Below are 25,265 nucleotides of genomic sequence, written 5' to 3'. Positions count from 1 at the left end.
CCACTGCGTCTTAACGGTATCCGGCGGTCACGTTCGACGGATCAGATCCTTGTGTGCCTTGGAGATTGACCGCAATCGCGACATCGGGCGATTGCGATGATGCCGGCATCGTTCACTGGAGTCATGGCAAACGCATTCAACCCCCATCTTGAAGGCTGCTCGACACGATTCCCGCCCTGTGGCTGAAATTCTCTTGCACTATGAAAAATAAAGATTATTCTCTCTCTGGGCCGGGGGAGAGTTGCTGCACACCCTGCGCGGCGCAAGCCGGCCTGTTTGCGAAAGGCGCTTTTCTGATCCATCCGATTTTCCAGGCCACGATCATGCCCAAAGACCCTGGCGCAATTTCAGCGGCCGGCCTGTCGCCGGCCTTCCATTCATTCGATTTTAACGAGGAACCACCCCATGTTGAAACCTGCGCTTCTGGCGCTTGGCCTGGCCCTTGGGCTCTCGGGCTGCGCCAGCACCTGGGAAACCGCCTACGAACAGCTTGATCCGGCGCAGACCGCCGGCTGGCGCCTTGCCGCGGTCGAGGTCGCGGTGCCGGACGAGCTGACCACCTCCGAGGCGAACAGCTACATGCCCAATGTCGACATCGTCTGGCATGGCGAGCCGGCGGGCGACCGGCGCGCCCAGGTGGCCGCCATCCTGGAGGAAGGCATCGAACGGGGCGCCGCCGGGCTGAAGGGCAAGACGGGCGTGCGCATCGTCGCCACCCTCGACCGCTTCCACGCCATCACCCCGGTGGTGCGCCAGCGGTTGCAGAACTCGGGCGTCCACAACATCCACTATACCGTGCAGGTCTTCGACGCCCGCAGCGGCGCCGCGCTGAGCCAGCCGCAACTGGCCAAGGCCGAGTTTCCCGCCCTCGTCGGCCGGGCCGGGGACGAGGCCGATGCCAAGGGCCTGACCCAGCGGGTGCAGATCGTGAACCAGATCGCCGCGGTGACGCAGAACTGGCTGGGCCGCGGCACCGATCCGCGCGGCAGTTTCCAGCGCCGCGGGCGCTGAACCCGACGAAATTCATGGGAATTGCCGGGCCGGCCCTTGCGGGCCGGTCCTTTCTTTGGCAGGGGGCGGATATGGCAAGCGTATCCGAACTCTACGAGGCCCGCGTGGCGGCGGGGCGGCTGGAACCCGACGCGGCACAGCGCGGCGTCCTGCCGGTGCTGGACCGGCTGGTGCGGGAATTGGCCGCAGCCCCGGCGCCCGCGCCGCAGAAGAACGGCTGGCTCGCGCGGTTGCGGGGCGCGGCCCCCGCGCCTGCGCCGGCGGTGCGGGGCCTTTACCTGTGGGGCGGCGTCGGCCGCGGCAAGTCGATGCTGATGGACCTGGTGATGGAGGCGGCGCCGGTCGCCGCCAAGCGCCGGGTGCATTTCCACGAATTCATGCAAGAGATCCAGGGCGCGCTGGAGGGCGTGCGCAAGACCGGCCAACAGGATGCCGTCCGCCCGGTCGCCAAGGCGGTGGCGCAGCAGGCGCGGCTGCTGTGTTTCGACGAGATGCAGATCACCGACATCGCCGATGCGATGATCGTCGGCCGGCTGTTCCAGGTGCTGTTCGAAGAGGGCGTGACCGTCGTCACCACCTCGAACCGGGTGCCCGAGGATCTTTACAAGAACGGCCTCAACCGCCAGCTTTTCCTGCCCTTCATCGCCCTGATCCGCGAGCGGCTGGAAGTGGTCGAGCTGGCCAGCGCCACCGATCACCGCCAGAATCGCGACGAGGGCGGGCAGGTCTGGTTCATCCCCGCCGATGCGGCGGCGCGGGCGCAGATGGATGCGTTGTGGCAAGCCGAAACCGGCGGCGCGGCGGCCGCGCCCCTGCTGCTCGAGATCAAGGGCCGCAAGGTCGAGATCCCGCGGCATGTCGGCCGCATCGGCCGCGCGGGTTTCTGGGATCTTTGCGGCAAGCCCCTGGGTCCGGCGGATTACCTGGCCATGGCCGAGGCGCTGGACCTGCTCTTCATCGACGCCATCCCCCGCCTTGGCCAATCGAACTACAACGAGGCCAAGCGCTTCGTCACCCTGATCGACGCGCTTTACGAGGCCAGGGTCCGGCTGATCGCCAGCGCCGCCGACGAGCCCGAACAGCTTTACGCCGAGGGCGAGGGCGCCTTCGAGTTCGAGCGCACCGCCAGCCGGCTGCGCGAGATGCGCGACGCCGATTGGGGCCGGGGCTAGCTCTCGGGCGGCGGCGCTCCCCGGTCCTGCTCTTGCAGGGCCTCGGCGATGCGGCGGATGCCTTCGGGAATGCGCTCGGCCGCGATCGAGGAATAGGCGAGGCGAAAGAAGCCCCGCCCCCGCGCCGGCTGGGCAAAGAAGGCCGCGCCGCCCTCGATCAGCACGCCGCGCGCCTTGAGCCGGAGTGCAAGCGCCGAGGAATCCACCCCCTCGGGCGTCGCCAGCCAGAAGCTGGAGCCCCCGGTCGCCTCGGGCGAGGCGAGCCGCAGCCCCTCGCGCGCGATGGCGGCCAGCATCACCTCGCGCCGCCGGGCATAGGCGCGGCGCATGCGGTTCGCTTGCGCGTCGTAATGGCCCAGCGACAGGAAATGCGCCAGCGTGCGCTGCATATGGCCCGGCGGGTGGCGCAGCACCATGCCGCGCAGGGCGCGGGCCTCGGCGATGACGCGCGGATCGGCCACGACATAGCCCAGCCGCACGCCGGGAAACACCGATTTCGAGAAGGAGCCGATATAGATCACCGCCCCCGCCCGGTCGATGGCCTTGAGCGCGGGCGAGGGCGCGCCGGCAAAGGACATCTCGAATTCGTAGTCGTCCTCGACCACGGCGAAGCCTTGCGCCTGGGCGCGGGCCAGCAGTTCCTTGCGCCGGGCCAGCGGCATGGTGGAATTGGTCGGGCACTGGTGGCTGGCGGTGGTGAAGACCGCCGCGACGCCGGGCGGGATGGCATCGGGGGGCAGGCCGCGCGCATCGACGGGAACCGGCAGGATGCGTGCGCGGCTGGCCAGCAGGATTTCGCGCTGGCCGGGATAGGAGGGGTCTTCGACGGCGCAGGAGGCGCCGGGGCGCAGCAGCACCTGCGCCACCAGCCACAGCGCGTTCTGCGCCCCCATCGTCAGCAGGATCTCGTCGCGCCCGGCGCTGATGCCGCGCCGGGGCAGGATCTGGCGGGCGATATGGTCGACCAGCTCCGGGTCGTCGGCGTCGTAGAGATCGCCGGTCAGGCTGTCGAACTCGCGCCGGCCAAGCGCGCGCATGGCGCAGTCGCGCCAGGCGGCGTGATCGACCAGCGCCGGATCGGCCTGGCCATAGACGAAGGGATAGGCAAAGCGGCGCCAGTCGCGTTCGCGATCCGTGCGCTGGGCGCGGGCAAAGCGGCCCTCGATCTGGCTGTCCCAGTCGAAGCGCGGCGTCGCCGGGGCGGGGGCCTCGGCCTCCAGCCGCCGCTCGATGCTGTCCGAGATGTAATGGCCCGAGCGGTCGCGGCTGGCCAGGTAGTCGGTCGAGACCAACTCGGCGAAAGCCTGCGCCACCGTCACCCGCGCCACGCCCAGGTGCCGGGCCAGCGCGCGGGTCGAGGGCAGCTTCTCGCCCGCGCGAAAGCGGCCGGCCGTCACCGCGGCGATGATCTGGCGCCGCAACTGGACCTGCAAGGGCAGGCCGGCGGCGTGGTCCAGGAAGAAGGCGTCGGGGGGAATCGGCATGGGGTGATCCGCGGCGGCTGGCGGGGTCCATCACTCCCCCGAATGCCGCCGCGGATCAAGGGTCAGGCAAAGACCCTGGTCAGCGCGTTGTCGATGGCATCGGTGATGCGGTCGATGTCGTCCGTCGTGGCGATCAGCGCCGGCGACAGGCAAAGCGTGTTGTTGAAGCCCGGCAGCGAGCGGTTGGTCGCGCCGATGATGACGCCCTGCGCCAGGCAGTCGGCGACCACGGCCTGCACCTTCTTCTCGTCCATCGGCTCCTTGCTGGCGCGGTCGGCGACCAGTTCGGCGCCGCAGAACAGGCCCTTGCCGCGCACATCGCCGATGACCGCGTGCTTCTCCATCAGCGCGCGCAGGTTCGAAAGCGTGCGCTCGCCCATGGCGACGGTATTCGCCAGCAGCCCCTCGTCCTCGATGATGCGCATGTTCTCGATCGCCGCCACCGGCCCCGAGGTGCAGCCGCCGAAGGTCGAGATGTCGCGGAAGAAGCTCATGCCGTCTTCGGGCGCGTCCTTGAACATGTCGAAGACGCGCTCGGTGGTGACGGTGCAGGAAATCGCCGCATAGCCCGAGGCGACGCCCTTGGCCATGGTCACGAAATCCGGCTCGATGCCGTATTGCTGATAGCCGAACCAGGTGCCGGTGCGGCCAAGCCCGCAGACCACCTCGTCGATATGCAGCAGGATGTCGTATTTGCGGCAGATCTCCTGCACGCGCTGCCAATAGCCCTCGGGGGGCGTGATGACGCCGCCGCCGGCCGTCACCGGCTCCAGCACGATGGCGCCGACGGTATCGGGGCCTTCGCGCAGGATCACCTCCTCGATGGCGTCGGCGGCGCGCTCGCCGTAGTTCTCCACGTCCCATTGCTTGCGGTATTCCAGGCAATGCGGCACGCGCACGAAGCCGTCGGGGAAGGGGCCGTAGGCGATGGCGCGCTGGTCCTGGCCCGAGGTCGCGAGCGTGGCGATGGTGGTGCCGTGATAGTCGCGGTCGCGATACAGGATCTTCCATTTCTTGCCGCCATGGTGGCGCGCCGCGATCTGGCGCACCATCTTGTAGACCTTCTCGTTCGCCTCGGAGCCCGAGTTCGAGTAATAGACCCGGCTCATGCCCGGCATCTTCTCGATCAGCTTCTGGGCGAAGATCGCGCCCGGCACGGTGCCGGCGGCGCCGGCGTAATAGTTCAGCTTGACCAACTGGTCGCGGATCGCATCGGCGATGCTTTCGCGGCCATAGCCCACGTTCACGGTCCAGACGCCGCCCGAAACCGCATCGAGGAACTCGCGCCCGGTCGCATCCCAGAGCCGCATCCCCTTGCCCTCGACGAAGACGCGCGGGTCGATGGTCTCATATTGCTTGTGCTGGCTCAGGTGGTGCCAGACATGGGCGCGGTCGGCCGCGACCACATGGGACATGTCGTTGGGGTTCAGATCGAGCGTCATGGCCGGACTCCTGCGGGCAAAGGGCGTTTCCTCCTGACTGCGCCCGAATGCGGAAAAGGGATAGAGCCAGATCGCGCCCATAGATGGGGCCAGTTCTGCGCAGGCAGGGCCGAATCGGGCTGGGTGGCATGCCCTTGCCGCGGGTTTTCCCGCTGCCTTTTCTGCGGGCGCGAAGCTATAGCTGCGGCGCAGAAACGATCAGATCAATGATTTAAAAGGGAAATATTTGGAGGGCGAGGCGAAGCCGCTTATAGACAGATAATCCTATCTATACGTATAGTTTTGAAAGTTGCCTCCCCAAGAACCAATGCAACGCCAACAACAGGGTTTCCCCATGATCAATCGTCGTCGTTTCCTGACCACATCCACGCTGGCCGCGGCCGCGCTTGCCGCGCCGGGACTTGTCACCCGCGCCCTTGCCCAGGGCGAGGCGCTGAAGATCGGCGTGCCGGTGCCGATCTCGGGCGCCTTTGCCGCCAACGGCAAGTTCGCCACCATCGGCGCGGTGATGGCCGCCGAAGAGGTCGCGGCCGCGCATGGCGTGCAGGTCTCGACCCTCGACCTGGATACCGAGGGCAAGCCCGCGACCGCGGTGCGCAAGGTGCAGGACGCGCTGGCGCAGGACGGGGTCAAGCTGTTCGCCGGCGGCATCCTGTCGTCGGAATCGCTGGCCATGGGCAAGGAGGTCGAGCGCGGCGGCGGCGCCTTCATGACCACCGCAGGCGCGGACGAGATCACCGGCGTCGATTGCAACAAGGCCACCTTCCGCTGGTCGGTGCCGACCTATGGCGCCATCAACGAGACCGTGCGCCCGATCATCGACGCGCTGCCCGATGCCAAGAAATGGTATACGATCACCCCGCAATACGTCTTTGGCGACGGGCTGCTGAACGCTGCCAAGGATGTGTTCGCGGAAAAGGGCATCGAGCATGTCGGCAACAGCTATCATTCGCTGACCGACAAGGAATTTTCCGGCTACCTGACCAATGCCATCGCCGCCCAGCCCGACGTGTTGCTGCTGCTGAACTTCGGCGCGCAAAGCTCGGACACGCTGCGCCAGGCGGTCAGCTTTGGCCTCAAGCAGCGCATGACCATCGTCGTCGCCTGGGCCTCGGGGCTCGAGCAGTTCGAGGCGCTGGGGCCGGACATCTGCGAGGGCGTCTATTTCGGCGCGCAATACTGGCATGGCGCCGATACGGCCCTGAACCGCGAACTGGTGGCCAAGGTGCAGGAAAAGCACGGCTTCAACCCGAACTATTCCTTTGCCGGCAGCTATATCTGCGCGAAACTGCTGCTGGAAGCCGCGGTCAAGGCCGGCTCGCCGGATGGCGCGGGCGTCGCCGCGGCGCTGAGCGGGTTGAAATACCAGGGCCTGACCGGCGAGGAGGAGATCCGCGCCGCCGACCACCAGGTCATCAAGGACTATTACCTGCTCAAGGGCAAGGCCAAGGCCGACATGGCCGACAAGGACGACTACGCCGAGGTCATCAGCGCCGGCAAATCGTTCCTGTCGCCCGAGGATGCCGGCTGCAAGATGCCCGCCTGAACCCCCGCCTCCCCGCGCGATCCCTGTCGCGCGGGGCCTTTTCGCCCGGTTTCAGGAGAAGCCCGTGATCTACCTTTTCCAGGTTCTGAACGGCATCGGTCTGGGGATGCTGTATTTCCTGCTCGCCGTCGGCCTCAGCGTCATCTTCGGCCTGTTGCAGTTCGTGAACTTCGCCCATGGCGCCTTCTACCTGCTGGGCGCCTATCTGACCTATGACCTGACCATGCGCGGCTTCAGCTTCTGGGCCGCCATGCCGCTGGCCACGCTGATCGTGGCCGGCATCGCCGCGCTGATCGAGGCGGTGCTGCTGCATCGCATCTACAAGCTGCCGCATACCTTCCACATCCTGGTGACGGTCGGCCTGGCGCTGGTCGTGCAGGAGCTGGTCATCATCGCCTGGGGGCCGCTGGGCGGCTCTGTTCCCGCGCCGGACGGGTTGCAGGGCGTCGTCATCCTGGGCGATTTCATCTATCCGCAATACCGGCTCTTCACCATCGGCTTCACCGCCGTCCTGGCCGGGCTGCTGTGGTGGCTGCTCGAAGGCACGCGGCTGGGCGCCATCGTGCGCGGCGGGTCCGAATCGCCGGCGAACATGGCGCTCTTGGGCTACAACACGCTGCGCATCAACACGGCCGTCTTCGGCTTCGGCGCCGGGCTTGCCGGGCTTGCGGGCGCGCTTGCCGCGCCGATCCGGGGCGTCGAGCCCTTCATGGGGATCGAGGCGCTTTCCGTCGCCTTCGTCGTCGTCGTGATCGGCGGCATGGGCAGCTATACCGGCGCGCTGGTCGCGGGCCTGCTGGTCGGCGTGGTGCAAAGCGTCATGACCACGCTCTGGCCCGAGGGCGCGCGGCTGATGATCTATGTCGGCATGGCGCTGGTCATCGCGCTGATGCCCCGCGGCCTGTTGGGGAGGGCATGAGCATGAACCCGCTCGACAAACCCTATGCGCAGCTCGCGCTGGCGCTGCTGACCGTCCTGGTGCTGCCGCTGTTCCTGAAATCCGGCATCCTGGCGACCGAGATCCTGATCTTCGCCATGGTCGTCGCGGCTTGCAACCTGCTTCTGGGCTACACCGGCCTGCTGTCCTTCGGCCAGGGCATCTTCTTCGGCATCGGCACCTATGTCGCCGGCATCTGCCTGACGCGCTGGTCGGTCCCGGTGCCGCTGGTGCTGGCCGGCGCGGCGGTGCTGGGCGCGGCCACGGCCACGCTGGTCGGCTGGCTGTCGATCCGCCGGCAGGGGGTCTATTTCGTCATGCTGACGCTGGCCTTCTCGCAGCTGTTCTACTTCGTCGCCTATACGTTCAGCGGCGTGACCGGCGGCGACAACGGCCTTTTGGGCGTGCCGCGTCCTTCGGTCGGCGGCACGGCGCTGAACAGCCCGTGGTCCTATTACACCTTCGTCGCCGTCTGCTTCGTCGCGGTCTTTGCATTGCTGGTCATGGTCACGCAATCGACCTTCGGCCGCACCCTGCTGGCGATCCGCGAGAACGAGGGGCGGGCGGCCGCCATCGGCTTCCCGACCAAGCTGTTCAAGCTTGAGGCTTTCGCCATCTCGGGCGCGGTCACGGCCTTTGGCGGCGCGCTGCACGCAATGCTGATCGGCGTCGCGCCCCTGTCGAATATCGAATACCACACCAGCGAGCTGATCCTGATCATGACCATCATCGGCGGCAGCTCCAGCCTGTTCGGCTCGGTGCTGGGGGCGGGGTTCTACCTGCTCTTGGCCGATGCGCTCTCGACCGTCTGGCCGCGCTGGCTGCTGCTCTTGGGCCTGGTGCTTGTGACGGTGGCGCTGTTCCTGCAACGCGGGCTCTGGGGGCTGGTCGAGCGCGGCTACGACCTGGTCTTCCGCCGCGAGCGCGCGCCCGAAACCCCGGCCGAGGAGCATTGAGATGACCGACATCGCATTGCAGACCCGCGGCCTGGGCGTCAAATACGGCAACTTCCACGCGCTGGCCGAGGTCGACCTGCAGATCCGCCGCAACTCGGTCCATTCGATCATCGGGCCGAACGGCGCGGGCAAGACCACGCTGTTCCACGCGCTGACCGGGCGGGTGCGGGCATCCTCGGGCCGGATCGAGCTGGACGGGCGCGACATCACCGACACCTCGGACGACGACCGGGTGCGGCTGGGGATCGCGCGCTCGTTCCAGGTCACGAGCCTGTTCCCGAACCTGGCCCTGCGCGAGAACCTGCGCCTGGCCGCCCAGGGGCGCACGCCCTGGCAGGCGCTGGCGCCCTGGCGGCGGGCGGAAGCCAATGCCGAGGCGCTGGCCATCGCCGACGAGGTGATCGAGCGGCTGGCGCTTGCCCCCGTGTCGAACCGGCTGGCGGGCGAGCTGTCGCATGGCCAGCAGCGCCGGCTGGAGGTCGGCATGGCCATGGCGGCGCGGCCGCGTGTCATCCTGCTGGACGAGCCGACATCCGGCATGGGCATCGACGACATCGAGGCGATGAAGCAGCTGATCCGCGACCTGGGCCGCGACCATACCGTGCTGTTCATCGAGCATAACATGGGCATCGTCATGAACATCTCGGACATGGTCACGGTGATGCGGCTGGGCCGCAAGCTGGTCGAGGGGCCGCCCGCCCAGGTCCGCGACGACCCCGAGGTGCAGCGCGCCTATCTGGGCAACATGATCACGGGGGACATCGCATGAGCGCCGCGCTGCGACTGACCGATCTGCATAGCTATTACGGCAAGAGCCACATCCTGCAAGGCGTCACGCTGGAGGTCGGGCCGGGCGAGATCGTCACCCTGCTGGGCCGCAACGGCGCCGGCAAAAGCACGACGCTGAAGACCGCCGTGGGGCTGATCGTGCCGCGGCAGGGCCGGGTGGAACTGGCGGGCCGCGACGTGACCGGCCAGCCCGCGCACCGCATCGCCGCGGCCGGGCTGTCGCTGGTGCCCGAGGACCGCGGCATCTTCCAGCTGCTCAGCGTCGAGGAGAACCTGCGCATCGCCGTGCGCCGCGGCTCGCCCTGGTCGCTTGGCGACATCTACCGCATCTTTCCGCGGCTGGAAGAGCGCAGGAAGAACGGCGGCGGCCAGCTTTCGGGGGGCGAGCAGCAGATGCTGTCGATCGCCCGCGCGCTGCTGAACGGCCCCAAGGTGCTGATGCTCGACGAGCCGGTCGAGGGCCTGGCCCCGATCATCGTCGAGGAGATCGTGGCCCAGATCCGCCTGATCCGCGAGGCCGGCGTGCCGATCCTGCTGGTCGAGCAGAACCTGGCCGTGTGCAGCCAACTGGCCGACCGGCACTACATCCTGGAACTGGGCCGCATCGTGCATTGCGCCAGCGCCGAGCAGTTCCGCAGCGACCCCGATACCATCGACCGCTATCTGGGCGTGAAGGCATGAAGGAAACCACCATGTCCAACCTGACGATCGACGCCGAAAGGCTGTGGGACAGCCTGATGGAGACGGCGCGCATCGGCGCCACGCCCGACGGCGGCATCGCCCGGCTGACGCTGTCCGAGGACGACCGCCGCGTGCGAGACTGGCTTGGGGCGCAATGCGACGCGCTGGGGCTGAGCATGACCGTGGACGAGGCCGGCAACATGTTCGCCACCCGCCCCGGCGTCCGCGCGGACCTGCCCGCCATCGCCATGGGCAGCCACCTGGACACCCAGCCGACCGGCGGCAAGTTCGACGGCGTGCTGGGGGTGCTGGCGGGGCTCGAGGTACTGCGCACGCTCGACGCAGCCGGCTACCAGACCGAGGCGCCGCTGATGCTGGTCAACTGGACCAACGAGGAGGGCTCGCGCTTTTCGCCGGCCATGCTCGGCTCGGGGATCTGGGCCGGGGTCTATAGCCGCGAATACGGCGACGGGCGGGCGGACGCCCGCGGCGACACCTTCGGCGCCAGCCTGGACCGCATCGGCTATCGCGGCGAGGCCAAGGCCGGCGCCGTCCGCTTCGGCGCCATGTTCGAGCTGCATATCGAGCAGGGCCCGATCCTGGAGGCCGAGGGCATCCAGATCGGCGTGGTGCAGGGCATCCAGGGCATGCGCTGGTTCGAACTGACCCTGACCGGCACGGCGGCGCATACCGGCTCGACCCCGATGGAAATGCGCCGCAACGCGCTTCTGGGCATGGCGCGGGTGATCGAGGGCATCGACCGCATCGCCAAGGCGCATCAGGACGCGGTGGGCACCATCGGCTTCCTGGAGATCAGCCCCAATTCGCACAACGTCATCCCCGGCGAGGTGCGGGCGACCATCGACCTGCGCCACCCCTCGGACGCGGTGCTGGACCGGATGCAGGCCGAGGTCGAGGCACTGGTGCAGGATGCCGCCGGGGCGGTCGGGCTGGAAAGCCGGCTGGAGCAGATCTCGCGCACCGCGCCGGTGGTGTTCGACGCCGAATGCATCGCCTCGGTCAGGGCGGGGGCGCAGGCGGCGGGCTATTCCACGCGCGACATCGTCTCGGGCGCCGGCCATGACGCCGCCCATGCCGCGGCCAAGGCGCCGACGACGATGATCTTCGTGCCCTGCAAGGACGGGCTGAGCCACAACCCCGCCGAATCGACCGAACCCGCGGAATGTGCCGCCGGCGCGCAGGTGTTGCTGGAGGCGGTGCTGGACTATGACCGCCGCATGGCTGAGAGCCGCAAGGGGGCCGCCGCATGACCCGCCTTGTCCTGGCCCGGCTGAACCACGAGACCAACACCTTCTCGCCGCTCAAGACCCCGCTGGCCGCCTTTGCCCCGAAATGGGGCGCGGACGCGCTGGCCGCGGCCGAGACCTATCCCGCCGCCATCGGCGCCTTTTACGCCTTCGCCCGCCGCATCGGCGCCGAGGTCGAGGTGCCGCTGATCGCCCATGCCATGCCCTCGGGGCCCGTCGAGGACGATGCCTTCGAGGCCATGGCGCAGGCGATCCTGGCGGCGGTGGAAAAAGGCTGCGACGGCATCCTGCTGGACCTGCACGGCGCCATGGTCACGCGCAGCCATGACGACGGCGAGGGCGAACTGCTGCGCCGCGTCCGCGCCGCCGCGCCGGGCGTGCCCATCGGCGTGGCGCTGGACCTGCATGGCAATATCACCCAAGCCACGCTGGACCATTGCGACGTGATCGCCGGCTTCAAGACCTATCCGCATGTGGACATGGTCGAGACCGGCGAACATGTCGTGCGCCTGTTCGAACCGCTGCTTTCCGGCGCCCCGCGCCCGGCGATCGACTGTCACCCGCAGCTGGCGGCAATACCTGCATCCGCGACCGACTTCGCCCATGACGACCTGCGCGCTGCGCGGCAGGCCAGGCGCGCCGGCGTGCGCGGGCGCGCGCTTTTCCGCCGGCCGAACGCCGCCTCGCATGTGCGAACAGCATGCGCGCGCGGTCGCGCAGGAGCTTGGCCGCGAGGCATGGCACCGGCGCGCCGAATATGTCTATGCCGAGGAACCCCTGGCGCAATCCATCGCCCGCGCCGCCGCGCTGGCGATGCCGCCCCGGTGCTGCCGACCATGGCGAAAGCATGCGGCGAGCTGCGACGTAATGGACGGCGACTGCTGGCCGCCGGGCAGCGATCCCGGCCGCGCCGACCGAGACCGTGGCGCAGCTTTTCGCCGCAGGCGAGGGAGCCGAGGTCGAGATCCGGCTGGGCGACAAGACCCCGGCCGAGGGCCTGCCCGCGCCGCGCCCGCCGCTGCGGCTGTCGGGCCGGGTCACGGCGCTGTCGGACGGGCGCTATCGCGTCGCCGGCCCGATCTATCACGGGCAGGAGCTGTCGATGGGCCGCGCCGCCGCTTTCGACACCGGCGCCGCGCGCATCGTGATCGCGAGGCCGCCGCGCCGCTGACCTGGGCGCCGCCTCGGCCTCGACGCCGGAAGCGCGCGCACCTGTCGCGCATGTATTGCCGCCCGGTCTTCGAGCCGCTGGCCAAGGCGGTGGTGGAATGCGCCAGCTCGGGCGTAACCGCCTCGGATTACGATCGTTTGCCGCTCGCCCGGCCCATATATCCGCTGGACCTGGGGACAACCTGGCAGGATTGAGGACCGCATGGATCAGGACGCGCCGGCAGGCAAGGAACGCAGGCTTACCCGCATCAAGCTGTCGGACCAGGTGGCCGAGGACATCCGCCGCCGCATCGCCCGCGCGGCATGCATCCCGGCGACCGATTGCCGCATGAGCGCGCGCTGATGGAGCATTACGGCTGCTCGAAAGGCACCATCCGCGAGGCGCTGAAGCGCGGAGGTCGGGGGCTGGGCGCAGCTCTCGGTCCGGCGGGCCCGGTTCAGCCGTCGATCGCTGCCAGCCATGCTGCGGTCCTGCATTTCGTCGCTTCGCCCAGGTCTACGAGCTGCGCAGTGCTGGATCGCCTGGCGCGCAAGCCATCGGCGCTGCGCCCCGGCGCCGGCGGCATCCGCATCTGCGGCGCGCGGCCCGCCGCGCCGTGGTGCGCCGGGCCGAGACCGAGTTCCACGACATCCTCTGCGAGGCCTCGGACAACGTGATCCTGGCCTTCATGTGCCGCTTTCTGAACAGCCTGCTGCGCGACCTGGTCAGCTATCGCAGCGAAAGCATGCGCGAGCACGAGATCTTCGGCGAGGCGAATATCGAAAGCCACCGGCAATTGCTGGCCGCCTTTCGCGCCGGGGACGGCGATGCCGCCGCCCGCATCATGCACGACCAAATGTGCTGTGCCGAAAGCTACATGCGGCGGCTGGACGCCTCGTTCCGCTCGGACCTGCTGAGCCGGTTCTGAACGCAAGATCCCGGCCGCGAGGGGCCGGGACCGGGATTCGTGGGGCCAGGTTCGCGGGCCCAGGATTCGGGGATCAGAACGGGATGTCGTCGTCGAAATCGGGACGGTTCTGCGACTGCCCGCCGCCTGAGGAGCTGCCGCCCGAGGAGCTGCCGCCCGACGAGCCGCCGCCGCCATAGCCGCCGCCCCCGTAACCGCCGCCGCCATAGCCGTCATCGCGGCCGCCGCCCGCCGCACCGCCGCCGCGGCTGTCGAGCATGTGCAGCTCGCTGCGGAAGGGGCGCAGCGCCACTTCGGTCGAATAGCGGTCGTTGCCGCTCTGGTCCTGCCATTTGCGGGTCTCCAGCTGGCCCTCGACATAGACCTTGGAGCCTTTTTTCAGGTATTGCTCGGCCACGCGGACCAGGGGCTCGGAATAGATGGCGACCGTGTGCCATTCCGTGCGCTCCTTGCGCTCGCCGGTGTTGCGGTCCTTCCAGGTCTCCGAGGTCGCGATACGCAGGTTGGCGACCTTGCCGCCGCTGGGAAAGCTGCGGATCTCCGGGTCTTGGCCCAGGTTGCCGACCAGGATCACCTTGTTCACGCTGCCAGCCATGCTGCGGTCCCTTTCGTTGGCTTCGTTCCCGCGGGGGTGTAGCGCGTGAGGGGGCGGGGGGGCAAGTGGAATGGCATCGGCTGTCATGGGCGGAAATCCGCCGATGGCGGTGCCGCCCGGCGCGCGGCAAAATCCTCTTGCGGCGCGCGGCCCGCTTTGCGCTATAGTGCCGGCAAAAAAGAAGACGCCATGCATGAGGGACCAAGGATGCTTTCACGCGATCGGGCGATGATGCGCCAGCTGGGCCGGGCCGTGATGGCCCTGGCTCTTTCGGCCGGGCTGGCTGCCCCCGCCACGGCAGACGGGCTGCGGCTGCAGGCGAAAAGCGGCAAGTCGCGGCTGGCCCAGTTCGAGCGCCAGACCCGGCTGATGGATTCGCGCCTGGCCGCGCAATACCAACAATCGGCCCGGCTGCGCCCCGGCGGCACCTCGACCAAGAGCGTGGTGGAGCTGGACATTCCCACCGCCATCCCCGCCTATCGCGGCAACCGGCGCAGCCAGTATCTGCCCCATGCCCGCGCCGTCGCGCGCAAGCACGGCATCCCCGAGGATCTGTTCCTGCGGCTGGTGCAGCAGGAATCGGGCTGGAACCCCTCGGCCCGCTCGCACAAGGGGGCGCAGGGGCTGGCGCAGCTGATGCCGGGCACGGCGGCCAAGCTGGGCGTCGATCCCAACGACCCGATGCAGAACCTGGAAGGCGGCGCGCGCTACCTGCGCATGATGTACAACACCTTCGGCAGCTGGCGGCTAGCGCTGGCGGCCTATAACGCCGGGCCGGCGGCGGTGGCGAAATACGGCGGCGTGCCGCCCTATCGCGAGACGCGCAACTACGTCCGCATCATCCACGGCAGCTGAAAGGCTGGGCCGGGCAGGGCGTCCGGCCTTGGCGTTTCCCCTCAGAAGGTCGAGGGTCAGAAGGTCGAGGGGATGACGCGGCTGTATTTCGTCCCGGCGATCGAGGCGCCGGCCATCAGACCCGACTGGCCGAAGATCATCGCCACCACCGGCTGCTGCGCGGTGATGGTGTCGGTGCCCATCGAGACGCCCCCGGCGGGCAGCGCGTAATAGGCCCCGGCCTCGGCCACCCAGCCCGGCGCGCGGCGGAAATCGGCCAGCGCGGCATCGGTCTGGAAGATCAGCACATGGGCATATTGCTGCGCGCCGATCTGGAAGCCGACGCTGGCCTGCGCCGCCGAATAGTAATCCACCGTCACGTCGTTGATGCGCAGCGCACCCTGGCCATAGGCGCCGCCGACGCCGAAGCCCGCCTCGGTCATCAGCGGCATGTAGAGCACGCCCTTGGCGTTCTGCACCATGGGCGCGACATTGGGATAGCTGCGCAGCAGGAAGTCCCGCGTCGCATCGACGCGCGCGTCCAGCCGCGAGGGCGCATCCTGCCCGATCGCGTTCGAACAGCCCACCAGCCCCAGCGCCGCGCCGCCCAGCAGCAGCAGGTGCCGGCTCATCCCGTTGGAATACATCATCCTAGCCCTGGTTCCCTGTTCGGCGGTTGCCCCGCCTGTCAAGGCCGCGATGATAGACGGGCGCGCGCCCTCACGCCAGCCTTTCGGCCACCTGCGGCGCGTAATAGGTCAGGATGCCGTCGCAGCCGGCGCGGCGGCCAGCAGGTCGTTTCCACCACCATCGCGCGCAGCGCGGGCGTGCGGCGCGCCGGCGCAGCGGCTGACTGATAGGAAGGGGCGCCGCGATCGGGGTCGCGGACATGGCGGGGCCAGATGGCATGCCCGGCTTGACCATGACCATGTCGGCGCCCTCGGCCAGGTCGCGGGCGACGCAGCGCATCGCCTCTTCGCGGTTGGCGGGGTTCACCGGATAGGTCTTCTTGTCGCCCACCAGCCGCCCCGAGGCGCCCACCGCTTCGCGGAACGGGCCATAGAAGCCGCTGGCGAATTTCGCCGCTTAGGACAGGATCGCCACGTCCTTCTGGCCGTTTTGCTCCAGCAGTCCGCGCAGCGCGCCGATCCTCCCGTCCATCATGTCCGAGGGGCCCAGGATGTCCGCCCCCGCCTCGGCCTGGACCAGCGCCATGCGGCCAAGCGCCTCGACCGTCTCGTCGTTCAGGATCACCCCGTCGCGCACCAGCCCGTCATGGCCGTTGGCGTTATAGGGGTCCAGCGCGATGTCGGTCATCACCGCCAGCTCGGGCGCGACCTCCTTGATGGCGCGGATGGCGCGGTTGCCGATGTTGTCGGGATCCCAGGCGCGCTCGCAGCTTTCGGCCTTCAGCTCAGGGTCGGAATGGGGAAAGATGCAGATCGCCGGGATGCCCAGCCGCATCGCGGTTTCCGCCGCGCGCTTGGCGCCGTCCAGCGTCAGCCGCTCGACGCCCGGCATCGAGGGGATCTCGCCTTCGCCGCCGGCGATCTCGGTCACGAAGATCGGCCAGATCAGGTTGGCGGGGGTCAGGGTCGTTTCCGTCACCATCGCGCGCAGCGCGGGCGTGCGGCGCAGCCGGCGCAGGCGGCTGGCGGGGAAGGGGGCGGTGATCGGGGTCGGGGACATGGGCGGGGCCTGTGGCTTGCAAGGATCTGGCCCGAACCTGCACCCATGCCCCGCGCCGCGCAACCCCTTGCCGCCCAGCGGCGAAAATCGAGGTTTTCCTTTGCCCCAGGCCCGGTTAGTTTGCCCTGCGCAACCGCTGCAAGGAGAAGACGTGCCCCGACCCGAGGGAATCCTCGCCCTGCTGGACAGCCGGTCCTTCGGCTCGATCTGGTTCTGGGTGATCCTGACTCTGGCCTGGACCATGGCGGGGCGCCGCATCCTGGGCGTGCCCTCGGACGTGATTTCCGGGGCCGTCGGCGCCGAGCCGGGCCCCAGGGACGACCCGGCCGCCCTGGTGCTGCTCGACTGGCTGTCGCTGACCCTGCCGCGCTGGCGCATCGACCGGCGCGAGGGCGCGATCCTGCTGGGGCTGGGCTCGTTCCTGCTGACCACGCTGGCCATCCTGGGCTTTGGCTACGGGCTGGAGATGGCGCAGGCGCTGGTGCTGCTGGTCCTGCCCTTCGCCCTGCTTTTCGGGCTGGAGCTGCGGCTGGCGCGGCGCCTGCGCGCGGTGCTGGCCCGCGCCGAGGTGGGCCAGCCGGTCAACGAGGCCGGGGCCGAGGCCGCGCGGCTGATGCGCCGGCACCGGATGGTGATCCTGGCCATGTCGGTCCTTGTGGTGGCGCTGACCGCCTTTTACGGCGCGCTTTGGATGATCGTGCATCCCTTCGGCTTCTGAACCGCTCTTGACTTCGCCGATGCCGGCTTTACCTCGGGGCGCATGGCACCGCTTCCCGAACACCTGACCCTGTCCGGCGCGCCCGAGGGCATGGACGCCGCGCTGGTCGCGCGCGAACTGGCCCGCGGCAATCCCGTCATCCACATCGCCCGCGACGACCGGCGCATGGCCGCGATGCGGGCGGCGCTGGGCTTCTTTGCGCCCTCGGCCGCGGTGCTGGAGTTCCCGGCCTGGGACACCACGCCCTATGACCGCGTCTCGCCCGCGCCGGGGGTGATGGCCGCGCGCATGGCGGTGCTGACGGCGCTGGCCCATGGCGCGCTGAAGGGGCCGTTCGTGGTGCTGACCACGCTTTCGGCCGCCATGCAGCGCGTGCCCGCGCGCGAGGTGCTGCGCGATGCCGGCTTCTCGGCCGCAGTGGGCGACCGTATGGACGAAGGCGCCTTGCGCGCCTTCCTGGCCCGCATGGGATTCTCGCAGGCCCCGACCGTGACCGAGCCGGGCGATTTCGCCGTCCGCGGCGGCATCATCGACATCTTCCCGCCCGGCGAATCCGGGCCGATCCGGCTGGACATGTTCGGCGACGTCCTGGACGGTGCGCGCAGATTCGATGCAGAAACACAGCGTTCCATCGAAAAGCTTGACCGCGTCGAGCTTGCGCCCATGTCCGAGGTGATCCTGGACGAAGCCGCCATCACCCGCTTTCGCCAGAACTACCGCGCCGAATATGGCGGCGGCGCCAACGATCCGCTTTACGAGGGCATCAGCGCCGGCCGCAAGATGGCGGGCATGGAGCATTGGCTGCCCTGGTTCCATGCCCGGCTGGAAAGCCTGTTCGACTATCTGCCCGGCGCGTCGGTGGTGGCGGACGACCATCTGGAGCAGGTGCGCGACGCGCGCTGGCACACGATCACCGAGCAGTTCGCGGCGCGGCGCGAGGCGCTGGCCCGCAAGGGCGGCACCGACACGGTCTATCGCCCCGTGCCGCCCTCCGGCATGTTCCCGGACGAGGCCGAATGGGCGCGCTGGCTGGCCGCGCATCGGGTGCTGCGCCTTTCGGTTCTGCCGCAGCCGCCGGGTCCGGGCGTGCTGGATGCCGGCGGTCGCGTCGGGCGCAATTTCGCCCCCGAGCGCCAGGCCGAGAAGGGAAATCTTTTCAAGGCTCTTGCCGATCATATTCGAAACCTTCAAGCCTCGCGCAGGGTGATCATCGCCAGTTTCTCGGAAGGGGCGCGCGAACGCCTGGCCGGGCTGATCGCCGACGAGGGCATCAAGGGCGCCCAGCCCATCGCCGACCTGCGCGAGCTACCCGACCAGCCCGGTGCGCTTGGCCTGGCGGTCTGGCCGCTGGAGGAGGGCTTCACCTCGGACGGCGCGGCCACCGGGGCGCTGGCGGTGATCTCGGAACAGGACGTGCTGGGCGACCGGCTGATCCGGGGCGCCAAGCGCCGCCGCAAGGCCGAGAATTTCCTGCGCGACACCACTACGCTAAGCCCCGGCGACCTGGTCGTGCATGTCGAACACGGCATCGGCCGCTATACCGGGCTGGAGACCGTCCAGGCGCTTGGCGTGCCGCATGATTGCGTGGCGCTGGAATATGCCGGCGGCGACCGGCTTTACCTGCCGGTCGAGAATATCGAGCTGCTGAGCCGCTACGGGCACGAGGAGGGGCTGCTCGACAAGCTGGGCGGCGGCGCCTGGCAGGCGCGGAAAGCGCGCCTCAAGGAACGCATCAAGCTGATCGCCGACCGGCTGATGCGCGTCGCGGCCGAACGCCTGCTGCGGCCCGCCCCGGTGCTGGAGCCCGAGCATCACGAGATCGAAAGCTTCGCCGCCCGCTTCCCCTATGCCGAGACCGAGGACCAGGCCGCCGCCATCGCCGACGTGGCCGAGGATCTGGCCGCCGGCCGGCCCATGGACCGGCTGGTCGTGGGCGACGTGGGCTTCGGCAAGACCGAGGTGGCCATGCGCGCGGCCTTCATCGCCGCTTCGCAGGGCCGGCAGGTCGCCGTGGTCGCGCCGACCACGCTGCTGGCGCGCCAGCACTTCCGCACCTTTGCCGAGCGTTTCCGCGGCACGGCGATCAACGTCCGGCCGCTGTCGCGCTTCGTGTCCGCCAAGGACGCGGCCGAGACCCGCAAGGGCCTGGCCGAGGGCACGGTGGACATCGTCGTCGGCACCCATGCCGTGCTGGCGAAACAGGTGCGCTTCAAGAACCTGGGCCTGCTGATCGTCGACGAGGAGCAGCATTTCGGCGTCGGGCACAAGGAGCGGCTGAAGGAGCTGCGCAGCGACATCCACGTCCTGACCCTGACCGCGACGCCGATCCCGCGCACCTTGCAGCTGTCGCTGACCGGGGTGCGGGATCTGTCGATCATCGGCACGCCGCCGGTGGACCGCCTGGCGATCCGCACCTATGTGTCCGAGTTCGACGGCGTGACCATCCGCGAGGCGCTGCTGCGCGAGAAATATCGCGGCGGGCAGAGCTTCTTCGTCGTGCCGCGGCTGGCCGACCTGCCCGAGGTCGAGGAATGGCTGCGCGAGCATGTGCCGGAAGCCAGCACCATCGTCGCCCATGGCCAGCTGGCGGCGGGCGACCTGGACCAGCGGATGAATGCCTTCTACGACCGCGGCGCCGATGTGCTGCTGGCGACCAGCATCGTCGAATCGGGGCTGGATATCCCGACCGCGAACACCATGGTGGTCTGGCGCGCCGACATGTTCGGCCTGGCGCAGCTTTACCAGATCCGCGGCCGGGTCGGGCGCTCCAAGACGCGGGCCTATTGCTACCTGACCACCAAGCCGCGGGTGCCCTTGACCCCGCAGGCGATGCGGCGGCTGAAATTCCTGGGCGCCATCGACAGCCTGGGCGCCGGCTTCAACCTGGCCTCGCAGGACCTGGACCTGCGCGGTGCCGGCAACCTTCTGGGCGAGGAGCAGTCGGGCCATATCAAGGAGGTCGGCTTCGAGCTTTACCAGCAGATGCTGGAGGAGACCATCGCCAAGCTGAAATCCGGCGAGATCGAGGGCACGCCCGAGGACGAATGGGCGCCGCAGCTGAACCTGGGCGTGCCGGTGACGATCCCGGAAAGCTATGTGCCCGACCTGGACGTGCGGCTGGGGCTTTATCGCCGCCTGGCCGAGCTGACCAGCAAGGTCGAGCTGGAGGGTTTCGCCGCCGAGCTGATCGACCGTTTCGGCCCCTTGCCGCGCGAGGTGAACACGCTTTTGCTGGTCATCCGCATCAAGGCCATGGCCAAGCGGGCGAATATCGCCCGGCTGGATGCCGGGCCCAAGGGCGCGACCATCCAGTTCCACGGCGACAAGTTCCCGAACCCCCGGCCGGGCTGGTCGAGTTCATCCACGACCAGCGCGGTCAGGCCAAGGTGACGGATAACCGCATCGTCGTCCTGCGCGACTGGCCGACCGACGCCGAGCGCATCAAGGGCAGCTTCGCCATCGCCAAGGAGCTGGCGGCGAAGATCAAGGAAGGCAGGGCCAAGGGGTAGAAGGCCGGGGCGGTCGGGATCGGGCCTTGCGGAGGATCGGGTGCGGCCGCGCCGGGGGCGCTGCCCCCGGACCCCCGGGATATTTCCACACGGAAGAAAAGCCGGGCGGCCCCTGCGACGCAGAGGACTTGCGGCGCAGAGGAAAGGCGGCGCGAGGAGTGCGCCGCCTTTGTCTTTCGGGGCCGGGGATCAGTCCGCCGTCAGCAGCGGCGGCTTGGAGTTGCTGATCCTGGGCGTCTCGGGGCCGGTGATGTCGAAGACGGGCTTGTCGTCCTCGATCCGCACCCGGACCACGCCGCCCTTGGTCAGGCGGCCGAACAGGAGTTCCTCGGCCAGGGGCTTCTTGATCGATTCCTGGATCACCCGGCCCAGGGGGCGCGCGCCCATCTTTTCGTCATAGCCGCGTTCGGCCAGCCAGTCGGCGGCCTCGGGGCTCAGCTCGATATGGACGCCGCGGTCGATCAACTGGGCCTCGAGCTGGAGGACGAATTTCTCGACCACCTGCACGATCACCTCGCGCGAGAGCGGCGCGAAGCTGATGACCGCGTCCAGCCGGTTGCGGAACTCGGGCGTGAAGGTGCGCTCGATGGCGGCGGTATCCTCGCCCTCGCGGCGTTCGCGGCCGAAGCCGAAGGCGGCCTTGGCCTGGTCCGCCGCGCCCGCATTCGAGGTCATGATCAGGATCACGTTGCGGAAATCCACCTGCCGGCCGTTATGGTCGGTGAGCTTGCCGTGGTCCATGACCTGCAGCAGGATGTTGTAGACGTCCGGGTGCGCCTTTTCGATCTCGTCGAGCAGCAGCACGCAATGCGGATGCTGGTCCACCCCGTCGGTCAGAAGCCCGCCCTGGTCGAAGCCGACATAGCCCGGAGGTGCGCCGATCAGCCGGCTGACCGCGTGCTTTTCCATGTATTCCGACATGTCGAAGCGCAGCAGTTCCACCCCCAGCGTCGAGGCGAGCTGCTTGGCCACCTCGGTCTTGCCGACGCCGGTGGGGCCGGCGAAGAGATAGTTGCCGATCGGCTTTTCGGGTTCGCGCAGTCCCGCCCGCGCCAGCTTGATCGCCGAGGACAGCGCCTCGATCGCCGCGTCCTGGCCGAAGACCAGCCGCTTGAGCGTCGCGTCCAGATCCTTCAGCACCGCCGCATCGTCCTTGGAGACGCTTTTGGGCGGGATGCGGGCGATCTTGGCCACCACCGCCTCGATCTCCTTGGGGCCGATGGTCTTGCGGCGCTTGCTTTCCGCGACCAGGTGCTGCGCCGCGCCGGCCTCGTCGATCACGTCGATGGCCTTGTCGGGCAGCTTGCGGTCGTGGATGTAGCGCGCCGAAAGCTCGACCGCCATCTTGATCGCGTCATTGGTATAGCGCAGGTCGTGGTGCTTTTCGAAGCTGGGCTTCAGCCCCATCAGGATCTTGATCGTGTCGGGCACGGTCGGCTCGTTCACGTCGATCTTCTGGAAGCGGCGCGACAGCGCCCGGTCCTTTTCGAAATGCTGGCGGAACTCCTTGTAGGTGGTCGAGCCCATGCAGCGCAGCTTGCCGCCGGCCAGCGCCGGCTTGAGCAGGTTCGAGGCGTCCATGGCGCCGCCGGAGGTGGCACCGGCGCCGATCACCGTATGGATCTCGTCGATGAAGAGGATGGCGTCGGGGTGGTCCTCGAGTTCCTTGACGACGGCCTTCAGCCGTTCCTCGAAATCGCCGCGATAGCGGGTGCCGGCCAGCAGCGCCCCCATGTCGAGCGAGAAGATGGTCGAGCCGGCCAGCACGTCCGGCGTCTCGCCGCGGGTGATCTTGAGCGCCAGCCCCTCGGCGATGGCGGTCTTGCCGACGCCGGGATCGCCGACCAGCAGCGGGTTGTTCTTGCGACGCCGGCACAGCACCTGGATGCAGCGCTCGACCTCGTCGGCGCGGCCGATCAGCGGGTCGACATCGCCCTTGGCGGCCTTCTTGTTCAGGTCGACGCAATATTTCGCCAGCGCCGATTCGTCCTTGGGCTGGGCGGTTTCGGCCTGGGCCTGCTCGGCCTGCTGCTCGGCGCCCTGGACCGGGCGGTTTTCCGAGAAGGAGGGGTTCTTGGCGACGCCATGGGCGATGAAATTCACCGCGTCATAGCGCGTCATGTCCAGCTCTTGCAGGAAGAAGGCGGCGTTGGATTCGCGCTCGGCGAAGATGGCGACAAGGACGTTCGCCCCCGTCACCTCGGTCCGGCCCGAGCTTTGCACATGGATCGCGGCGCGCTGGATCACGCGCTGGAAGGCGGCGGTGGGGACGGCCTCGGAGCCCTCGACATCGGTGATGAGGGTCGAAAGGTCGTCCTCGATGAACTCGACCAGCATGCGGCGCAACTCGTCCAGATCGACATTGCATGCCCGCATCACCTTCACGGCATCGGGTTCTTCCGTCAGCGCGAGCAGGAGGTGTTCAAGCGTGGCAAGCTCATGGCGATGTTCGTTGGCCAGCGCAAGCGCGGCATGGATGGCCTGTTCCAGCGAGGTCGAAAAGGACGGCACTTCAAGCTCCTGTCAGTCGGCTGGCGGTATGGGCCGCCAGATTTAGCGGTCCACCTGACCAGACTGTCACGATACAGTTAAGATTTGGTGGATTGCGGCGCAGTTCAAGCGGTATTTGCGTCCGCCCCTGCCGAATTTCCCGTGGTTGAGGCAGATGTGATGTTCCCCTGGCCGAATTTCAAGCATGTCGCCCTGGGCGAACGCCATGGCGGGACAGGGGGCCGGTTCCGGCCCTTTGTCCTTGCTGCGTTGCGAAAACACCTCAGAACCGATCCTTCCTGGCGCGCAGCTCGGCAAAGACCGCGGCCTCGGGCGCGCCGGCAAGGCCAAGGGAATCCGCCAGTTCCGCGACCCGCAGGAAGGGGTTGGTCGCCCGTTCCTCGGCCAGGGTCGAGGGGGCGCAGGGCCGGCCGCCGGCCGCCGTGTCGGCCAGCCTTTCGCGCAGCGCCGCATTGCCGGGATCGACCGACAGGGCGAAGGCGCCGTTGCCGCGGCAATAGTCATGCCCCGAGCAGACCAGCGTTTCCGCCGGCAGGGCGTTCAGGCGCGAGAGGCTGGCCCACATCATCGCGGCATCGCCCTCGAACAGCCGGCCGCAGCCAAGCGCCATCAGGCTGTCGGCGGTAAAGACCATGGCCGAGCCGGGCAGGTGGAAGGCGACATGGCCGACGGTATGGCCCGAGACGTCGATCACCTCGGCCTCCTCGCCGCAAAGCGCGAAGCGTTCGCCGGGCCGCACGGCCTGGTCCAGCGGCGGCAGCCGGGCGGCATCCTCGGCATTGCCGATCACCGCGGCGCCGGTCTGCGCGACCAGTTCGGGCACCGCCTGGATGTGGTCGGCATGGTGGTGGGTCAGCGCGATCTGGTCCAGCGACCAGCCGCGCGCCGCCAGTTCCGCCAGGATGGGCGCGGCCTCGGGCGCATCGACCAGCGCGGTCCGGCCGTTGCCATGCACGAGCCAGGCATAGTTGTCGGTCAGGCAGCGGACGGGGACCAGTTCCAGCGGCATTGGCAAATTCCTCTCTTTGCCGCAGTCTGGCCTCGCGAGGCGGGAGGCGCAATGCATCACGACGTCTATGAGCTGCGGAAATTCTATTACAACCGCCCCCTGGGCCGGGTGGTGCAGCGGGTGCTGCGCGACCGGCTGACCGGGCTGTGGCCGACCGAGCAGGTGCAGGGCATGACCGTGGCCGGCTATGGCTTTGCCGCGCCGCTGCTGCGGCCCTGGCTGGGGCGGGCGCGGCGGGTCGTCTCGCTGATGCCGGGGCCGCAGGGGGTGATGGCCTGGCCGGCCGGACTGCCCAATTGCTCGGTCCTGTGCGAGGAGACGGCCTGGCCGCTGGATACCGGCAGCGTGGACCGGCTGGTGCTGCTGCATGCGCTGGAGACGGCGGACCATCCCTTCGTCCTGCTGGACGAGGCCTGGCGCGTGCTGGGTCCGGGCGGGCGGCTGCTGGTGATGGTGCCGAACCGCGCCGGGCTGTGGGCGCGGTCCGAGACGACGCCCTTCGGCTTCGGGCGCAGCTATACCGCGGGGCAGCTGGAGGTGCAGGCCCGCGAGGCCGGCTTCGTGACCGAGCGCACGGGGGCCGCGCTCTACATCCCGCCCTCGGACCGGCGGTTCTGGCTGAAGAGCGCGCAGATGTGGGAACGCGCCGGGCTGCGCATCAGCCAGGTCCTGGTCGCGGGCGTGGTGCTGACCGAGTTCAGCAAGCAGGTGCAGGCCCCGGTCGGGCCGGGGCGGCGCGTCAGCGTGCCCAGCCCGCTCGACGTGCTGGGAGGCATCGCCCGGCCGCGGCCGGCGGGGCAGGGCGCCGGGCGCACGGCGCGGGGCTCGGGCTGAGCGGGCGGGCGGGCGAATCCCCCCACCTGCCGCGCGTCTGCCGGCACCGCGTCGTGGCTCTGCGCACGCGCGAGCGGCCGGAGGGGCGGGCTGTTTGCGCAATCGGTCGCAGGCTGTCCTCGGCCAAGGGCCGCAAACGCTCATTTTTCCGTGTTCAAGGCGGTTGCGGCAGGGAAAATCACCTGCTAGAGACGCCGCAGAT

General features: G+C 68.9%; 20 protein-coding genes and 3 pseudogenes. 16 read left to right on the top strand and 7 right to left on the bottom strand.

Annotated features, from left to right (window positions below; genetic code table 11):
- The first annotated feature begins 405 nt into the window (after positions 1–405).
- Together KF941_RS05945 and zapE are read left to right on the top strand one after the other, a co-directional pair.
- Entirely contained in the window at positions 406–1,011 is a 606-nt protein-coding gene (locus KF941_RS05945) for a DUF6778 family protein (protein ID WP_214272802.1), read from the top strand.
- A 71-nt stretch (positions 1,012–1,082) separates the two neighbouring features.
- Positions 1,083–2,183, top strand: coding sequence for a cell division protein ZapE (gene zapE, locus KF941_RS05940; RefSeq protein ID WP_036756733.1), 1,101 nt, complete (start codon positions 1,083–1,085; stop codon positions 2,181–2,183).
- On the opposite strand, the gene KF941_RS05935 is transcribed toward zapE, so the two are convergent.
- Together KF941_RS05935 and tpa are read right to left on the bottom strand one after the other, a co-directional pair.
- Positions 2,180–3,667, bottom strand: a complete 1,488-nt coding sequence (locus KF941_RS05935; protein ID WP_214272801.1) for a PLP-dependent aminotransferase family protein — start codon at positions 3,665–3,667, stop codon at positions 2,180–2,182. The two genes, zapE and KF941_RS05935, sit on opposite strands and share 4 nt — an antisense overlap.
- Before the next feature lie 62 nt (positions 3,668–3,729).
- Positions 3,730–5,109, bottom strand: a complete 1,380-nt coding sequence (gene tpa, locus KF941_RS05930) for a hypotaurine--pyruvate aminotransferase Tpa (protein WP_214272800.1) — start codon at positions 5,107–5,109, stop codon at positions 3,730–3,732.
- A gap of 334 nt (positions 5,110–5,443) precedes the next feature.
- On the opposite strand from tpa, the gene KF941_RS05925 reads away from it, so the two are divergent.
- The 10 genes and pseudogenes from KF941_RS05925 to KF941_RS27860 all read left to right on the top strand — a co-directional run bounded on the left by KF941_RS05925 (position 5,444) and on the right by KF941_RS27860 (position 13,364).
- Positions 5,444–6,655 (top strand): ABC transporter substrate-binding protein, encoded by a 1,212-nt coding sequence (locus KF941_RS05925; RefSeq protein WP_116171105.1) that lies wholly within the window; start codon positions 5,444–5,446, stop codon positions 6,653–6,655.
- Positions 6,656–6,719: 64 nt separating this feature from the next.
- On the top strand, positions 6,720–7,574 hold the full coding sequence (locus tag KF941_RS05920) for a branched-chain amino acid ABC transporter permease (protein WP_036756728.1): 855 nt from the start codon (positions 6,720–6,722) through the stop codon (positions 7,572–7,574).
- Positions 7,575–7,576: 2 nt separating this feature from the next.
- The gene (locus tag KF941_RS05915) at positions 7,577–8,548 is read left to right on the top strand and encodes a branched-chain amino acid ABC transporter permease (protein ID WP_240540241.1); all 972 of its coding nucleotides are present in this window, start codon (positions 7,577–7,579) and stop codon (positions 8,546–8,548) included.
- A gap of 1 nt (position 8,549) precedes the next feature.
- Positions 8,550–9,317 carry an ABC transporter ATP-binding protein gene (locus tag KF941_RS05910; RefSeq protein WP_036756714.1) on the top strand — a complete coding sequence of 256 codons (768 nt, stop codon included), beginning with the start codon at positions 8,550–8,552 and terminating at the stop codon, positions 9,315–9,317.
- On the top strand, positions 9,314–10,018 hold the full coding sequence (locus KF941_RS05905) for an ABC transporter ATP-binding protein (protein WP_214272799.1): 705 nt from the start codon (positions 9,314–9,316) through the stop codon (positions 10,016–10,018). The genes KF941_RS05910 and KF941_RS05905 overlap by 4 nt, the downstream gene beginning before the upstream one ends.
- 11 nt (positions 10,019–10,029) lie before the next feature.
- Positions 10,030–11,289, top strand: coding sequence for a Zn-dependent hydrolase (locus KF941_RS05900; RefSeq protein ID WP_240540240.1), 1,260 nt, complete (start codon positions 10,030–10,032; stop codon positions 11,287–11,289).
- A pseudogene (locus KF941_RS27875) lies at positions 11,286–11,801 on the top strand (M81 family metallopeptidase); the annotation flags it as partial. The gene KF941_RS05900 and the pseudogene KF941_RS27875, both read left to right, overlap by 4 nt.
- A gap of 407 nt (positions 11,802–12,208) precedes the next feature.
- A complete protein-coding gene (locus KF941_RS27870) occupies positions 12,209–12,457 on the top strand; it encodes an MlrC C-terminal domain-containing protein (protein ID WP_346428965.1) in 249 nt (82 codons plus the stop codon).
- Positions 12,458–12,658: 201 nt separating this feature from the next.
- Entirely contained in the window at positions 12,659–12,799 is a 141-nt protein-coding gene (locus KF941_RS27865) for a hypothetical protein (protein ID WP_240540239.1), read from the top strand.
- A gap of 256 nt (positions 12,800–13,055) precedes the next feature.
- Positions 13,056–13,364, top strand: coding sequence for an FCD domain-containing protein (locus KF941_RS27860; RefSeq protein ID WP_346428964.1), 309 nt, complete (start codon positions 13,056–13,058; stop codon positions 13,362–13,364).
- 73 nt (positions 13,365–13,437) lie between these two features.
- Here KF941_RS27860 and ssb read toward each other — a convergent pair whose 3' ends face one another.
- Positions 13,438–13,959, bottom strand: a complete 522-nt coding sequence (ssb, locus tag KF941_RS05885) for a single-stranded DNA-binding protein (protein WP_036756706.1) — start codon at positions 13,957–13,959, stop codon at positions 13,438–13,440.
- Positions 13,960–14,166: 207 nt separating this feature from the next.
- Here ssb and KF941_RS05880 point away from each other — a divergent pair, with 207 nt between their 5' ends.
- Positions 14,167–14,814, top strand: a complete 648-nt coding sequence (locus KF941_RS05880; protein WP_036756703.1) for a lytic transglycosylase domain-containing protein — start codon at positions 14,167–14,169, stop codon at positions 14,812–14,814.
- Between the two features lie 56 nt (positions 14,815–14,870).
- Here the strand turns inward: KF941_RS05880 and KF941_RS05875 are convergent, their stop codons facing one another.
- Positions 14,871–15,443 carry a YSC84-related protein gene (locus KF941_RS05875; RefSeq protein WP_214272797.1) on the bottom strand — a complete coding sequence of 191 codons (573 nt, stop codon included), beginning with the start codon at positions 15,441–15,443 and terminating at the stop codon, positions 14,871–14,873.
- Positions 15,444–15,513: 70 nt separating this feature from the next.
- Positions 15,514–16,482: pseudogene (hemB, locus tag KF941_RS05870) on the bottom strand (porphobilinogen synthase).
- Positions 16,483–16,633: 151 nt separating this feature from the next.
- Here hemB and KF941_RS05865 point away from each other — a divergent pair.
- Together KF941_RS05865 and mfd are read left to right on the top strand one after the other, a co-directional pair.
- Positions 16,634–17,200 carry a hypothetical protein gene (locus tag KF941_RS05865; RefSeq protein ID WP_072461940.1) on the top strand — a complete coding sequence of 189 codons (567 nt, stop codon included), beginning with the start codon at positions 16,634–16,636 and terminating at the stop codon, positions 17,198–17,200.
- Between the two features lie 42 nt (positions 17,201–17,242).
- Positions 17,243–20,709: pseudogene (gene mfd / locus KF941_RS05860) on the top strand (transcription-repair coupling factor).
- A gap of 189 nt (positions 20,710–20,898) precedes the next feature.
- On the opposite strand, the gene clpA reads toward mfd, so the two are convergent.
- Both clpA and gloB read right to left on the bottom strand, forming a co-directional pair.
- On the bottom strand, positions 20,899–23,220 hold the full coding sequence (clpA, locus tag KF941_RS05855; RefSeq protein ID WP_036756693.1) for an ATP-dependent Clp protease ATP-binding subunit ClpA: 2,322 nt from the start codon (positions 23,218–23,220) through the stop codon (positions 20,899–20,901).
- 262 nt (positions 23,221–23,482) lie between these two features.
- Complete coding sequence (gene gloB, locus KF941_RS05850) at positions 23,483–24,229, bottom strand: hydroxyacylglutathione hydrolase (protein WP_214272796.1); 747 nt, start codon at positions 24,227–24,229, stop codon at positions 23,483–23,485.
- Positions 24,230–24,280: 51 nt separating this feature from the next.
- On the opposite strand from gloB, the gene KF941_RS05845 reads away from it, so the two are divergent.
- The gene (locus KF941_RS05845) at positions 24,281–25,063 is read left to right on the top strand and encodes a methyltransferase domain-containing protein (RefSeq protein WP_036756690.1); all 783 of its coding nucleotides are present in this window, start codon (positions 24,281–24,283) and stop codon (positions 25,061–25,063) included.
- The last annotated feature ends 202 nt before the right edge of the window (positions 25,064–25,265 follow it).

Origin of the sequence: Paracoccus sp. pheM1 (genome assembly GCF_018499825.1) — a bacterium.
Lineage (GTDB): Bacteria > Pseudomonadota > Alphaproteobacteria > Rhodobacterales > Rhodobacteraceae > Paracoccus > Paracoccus versutus.
Note: the sequence above shows the minus strand (reverse complement) of the source record. Positions and strands in the feature narration are given on the sequence as shown.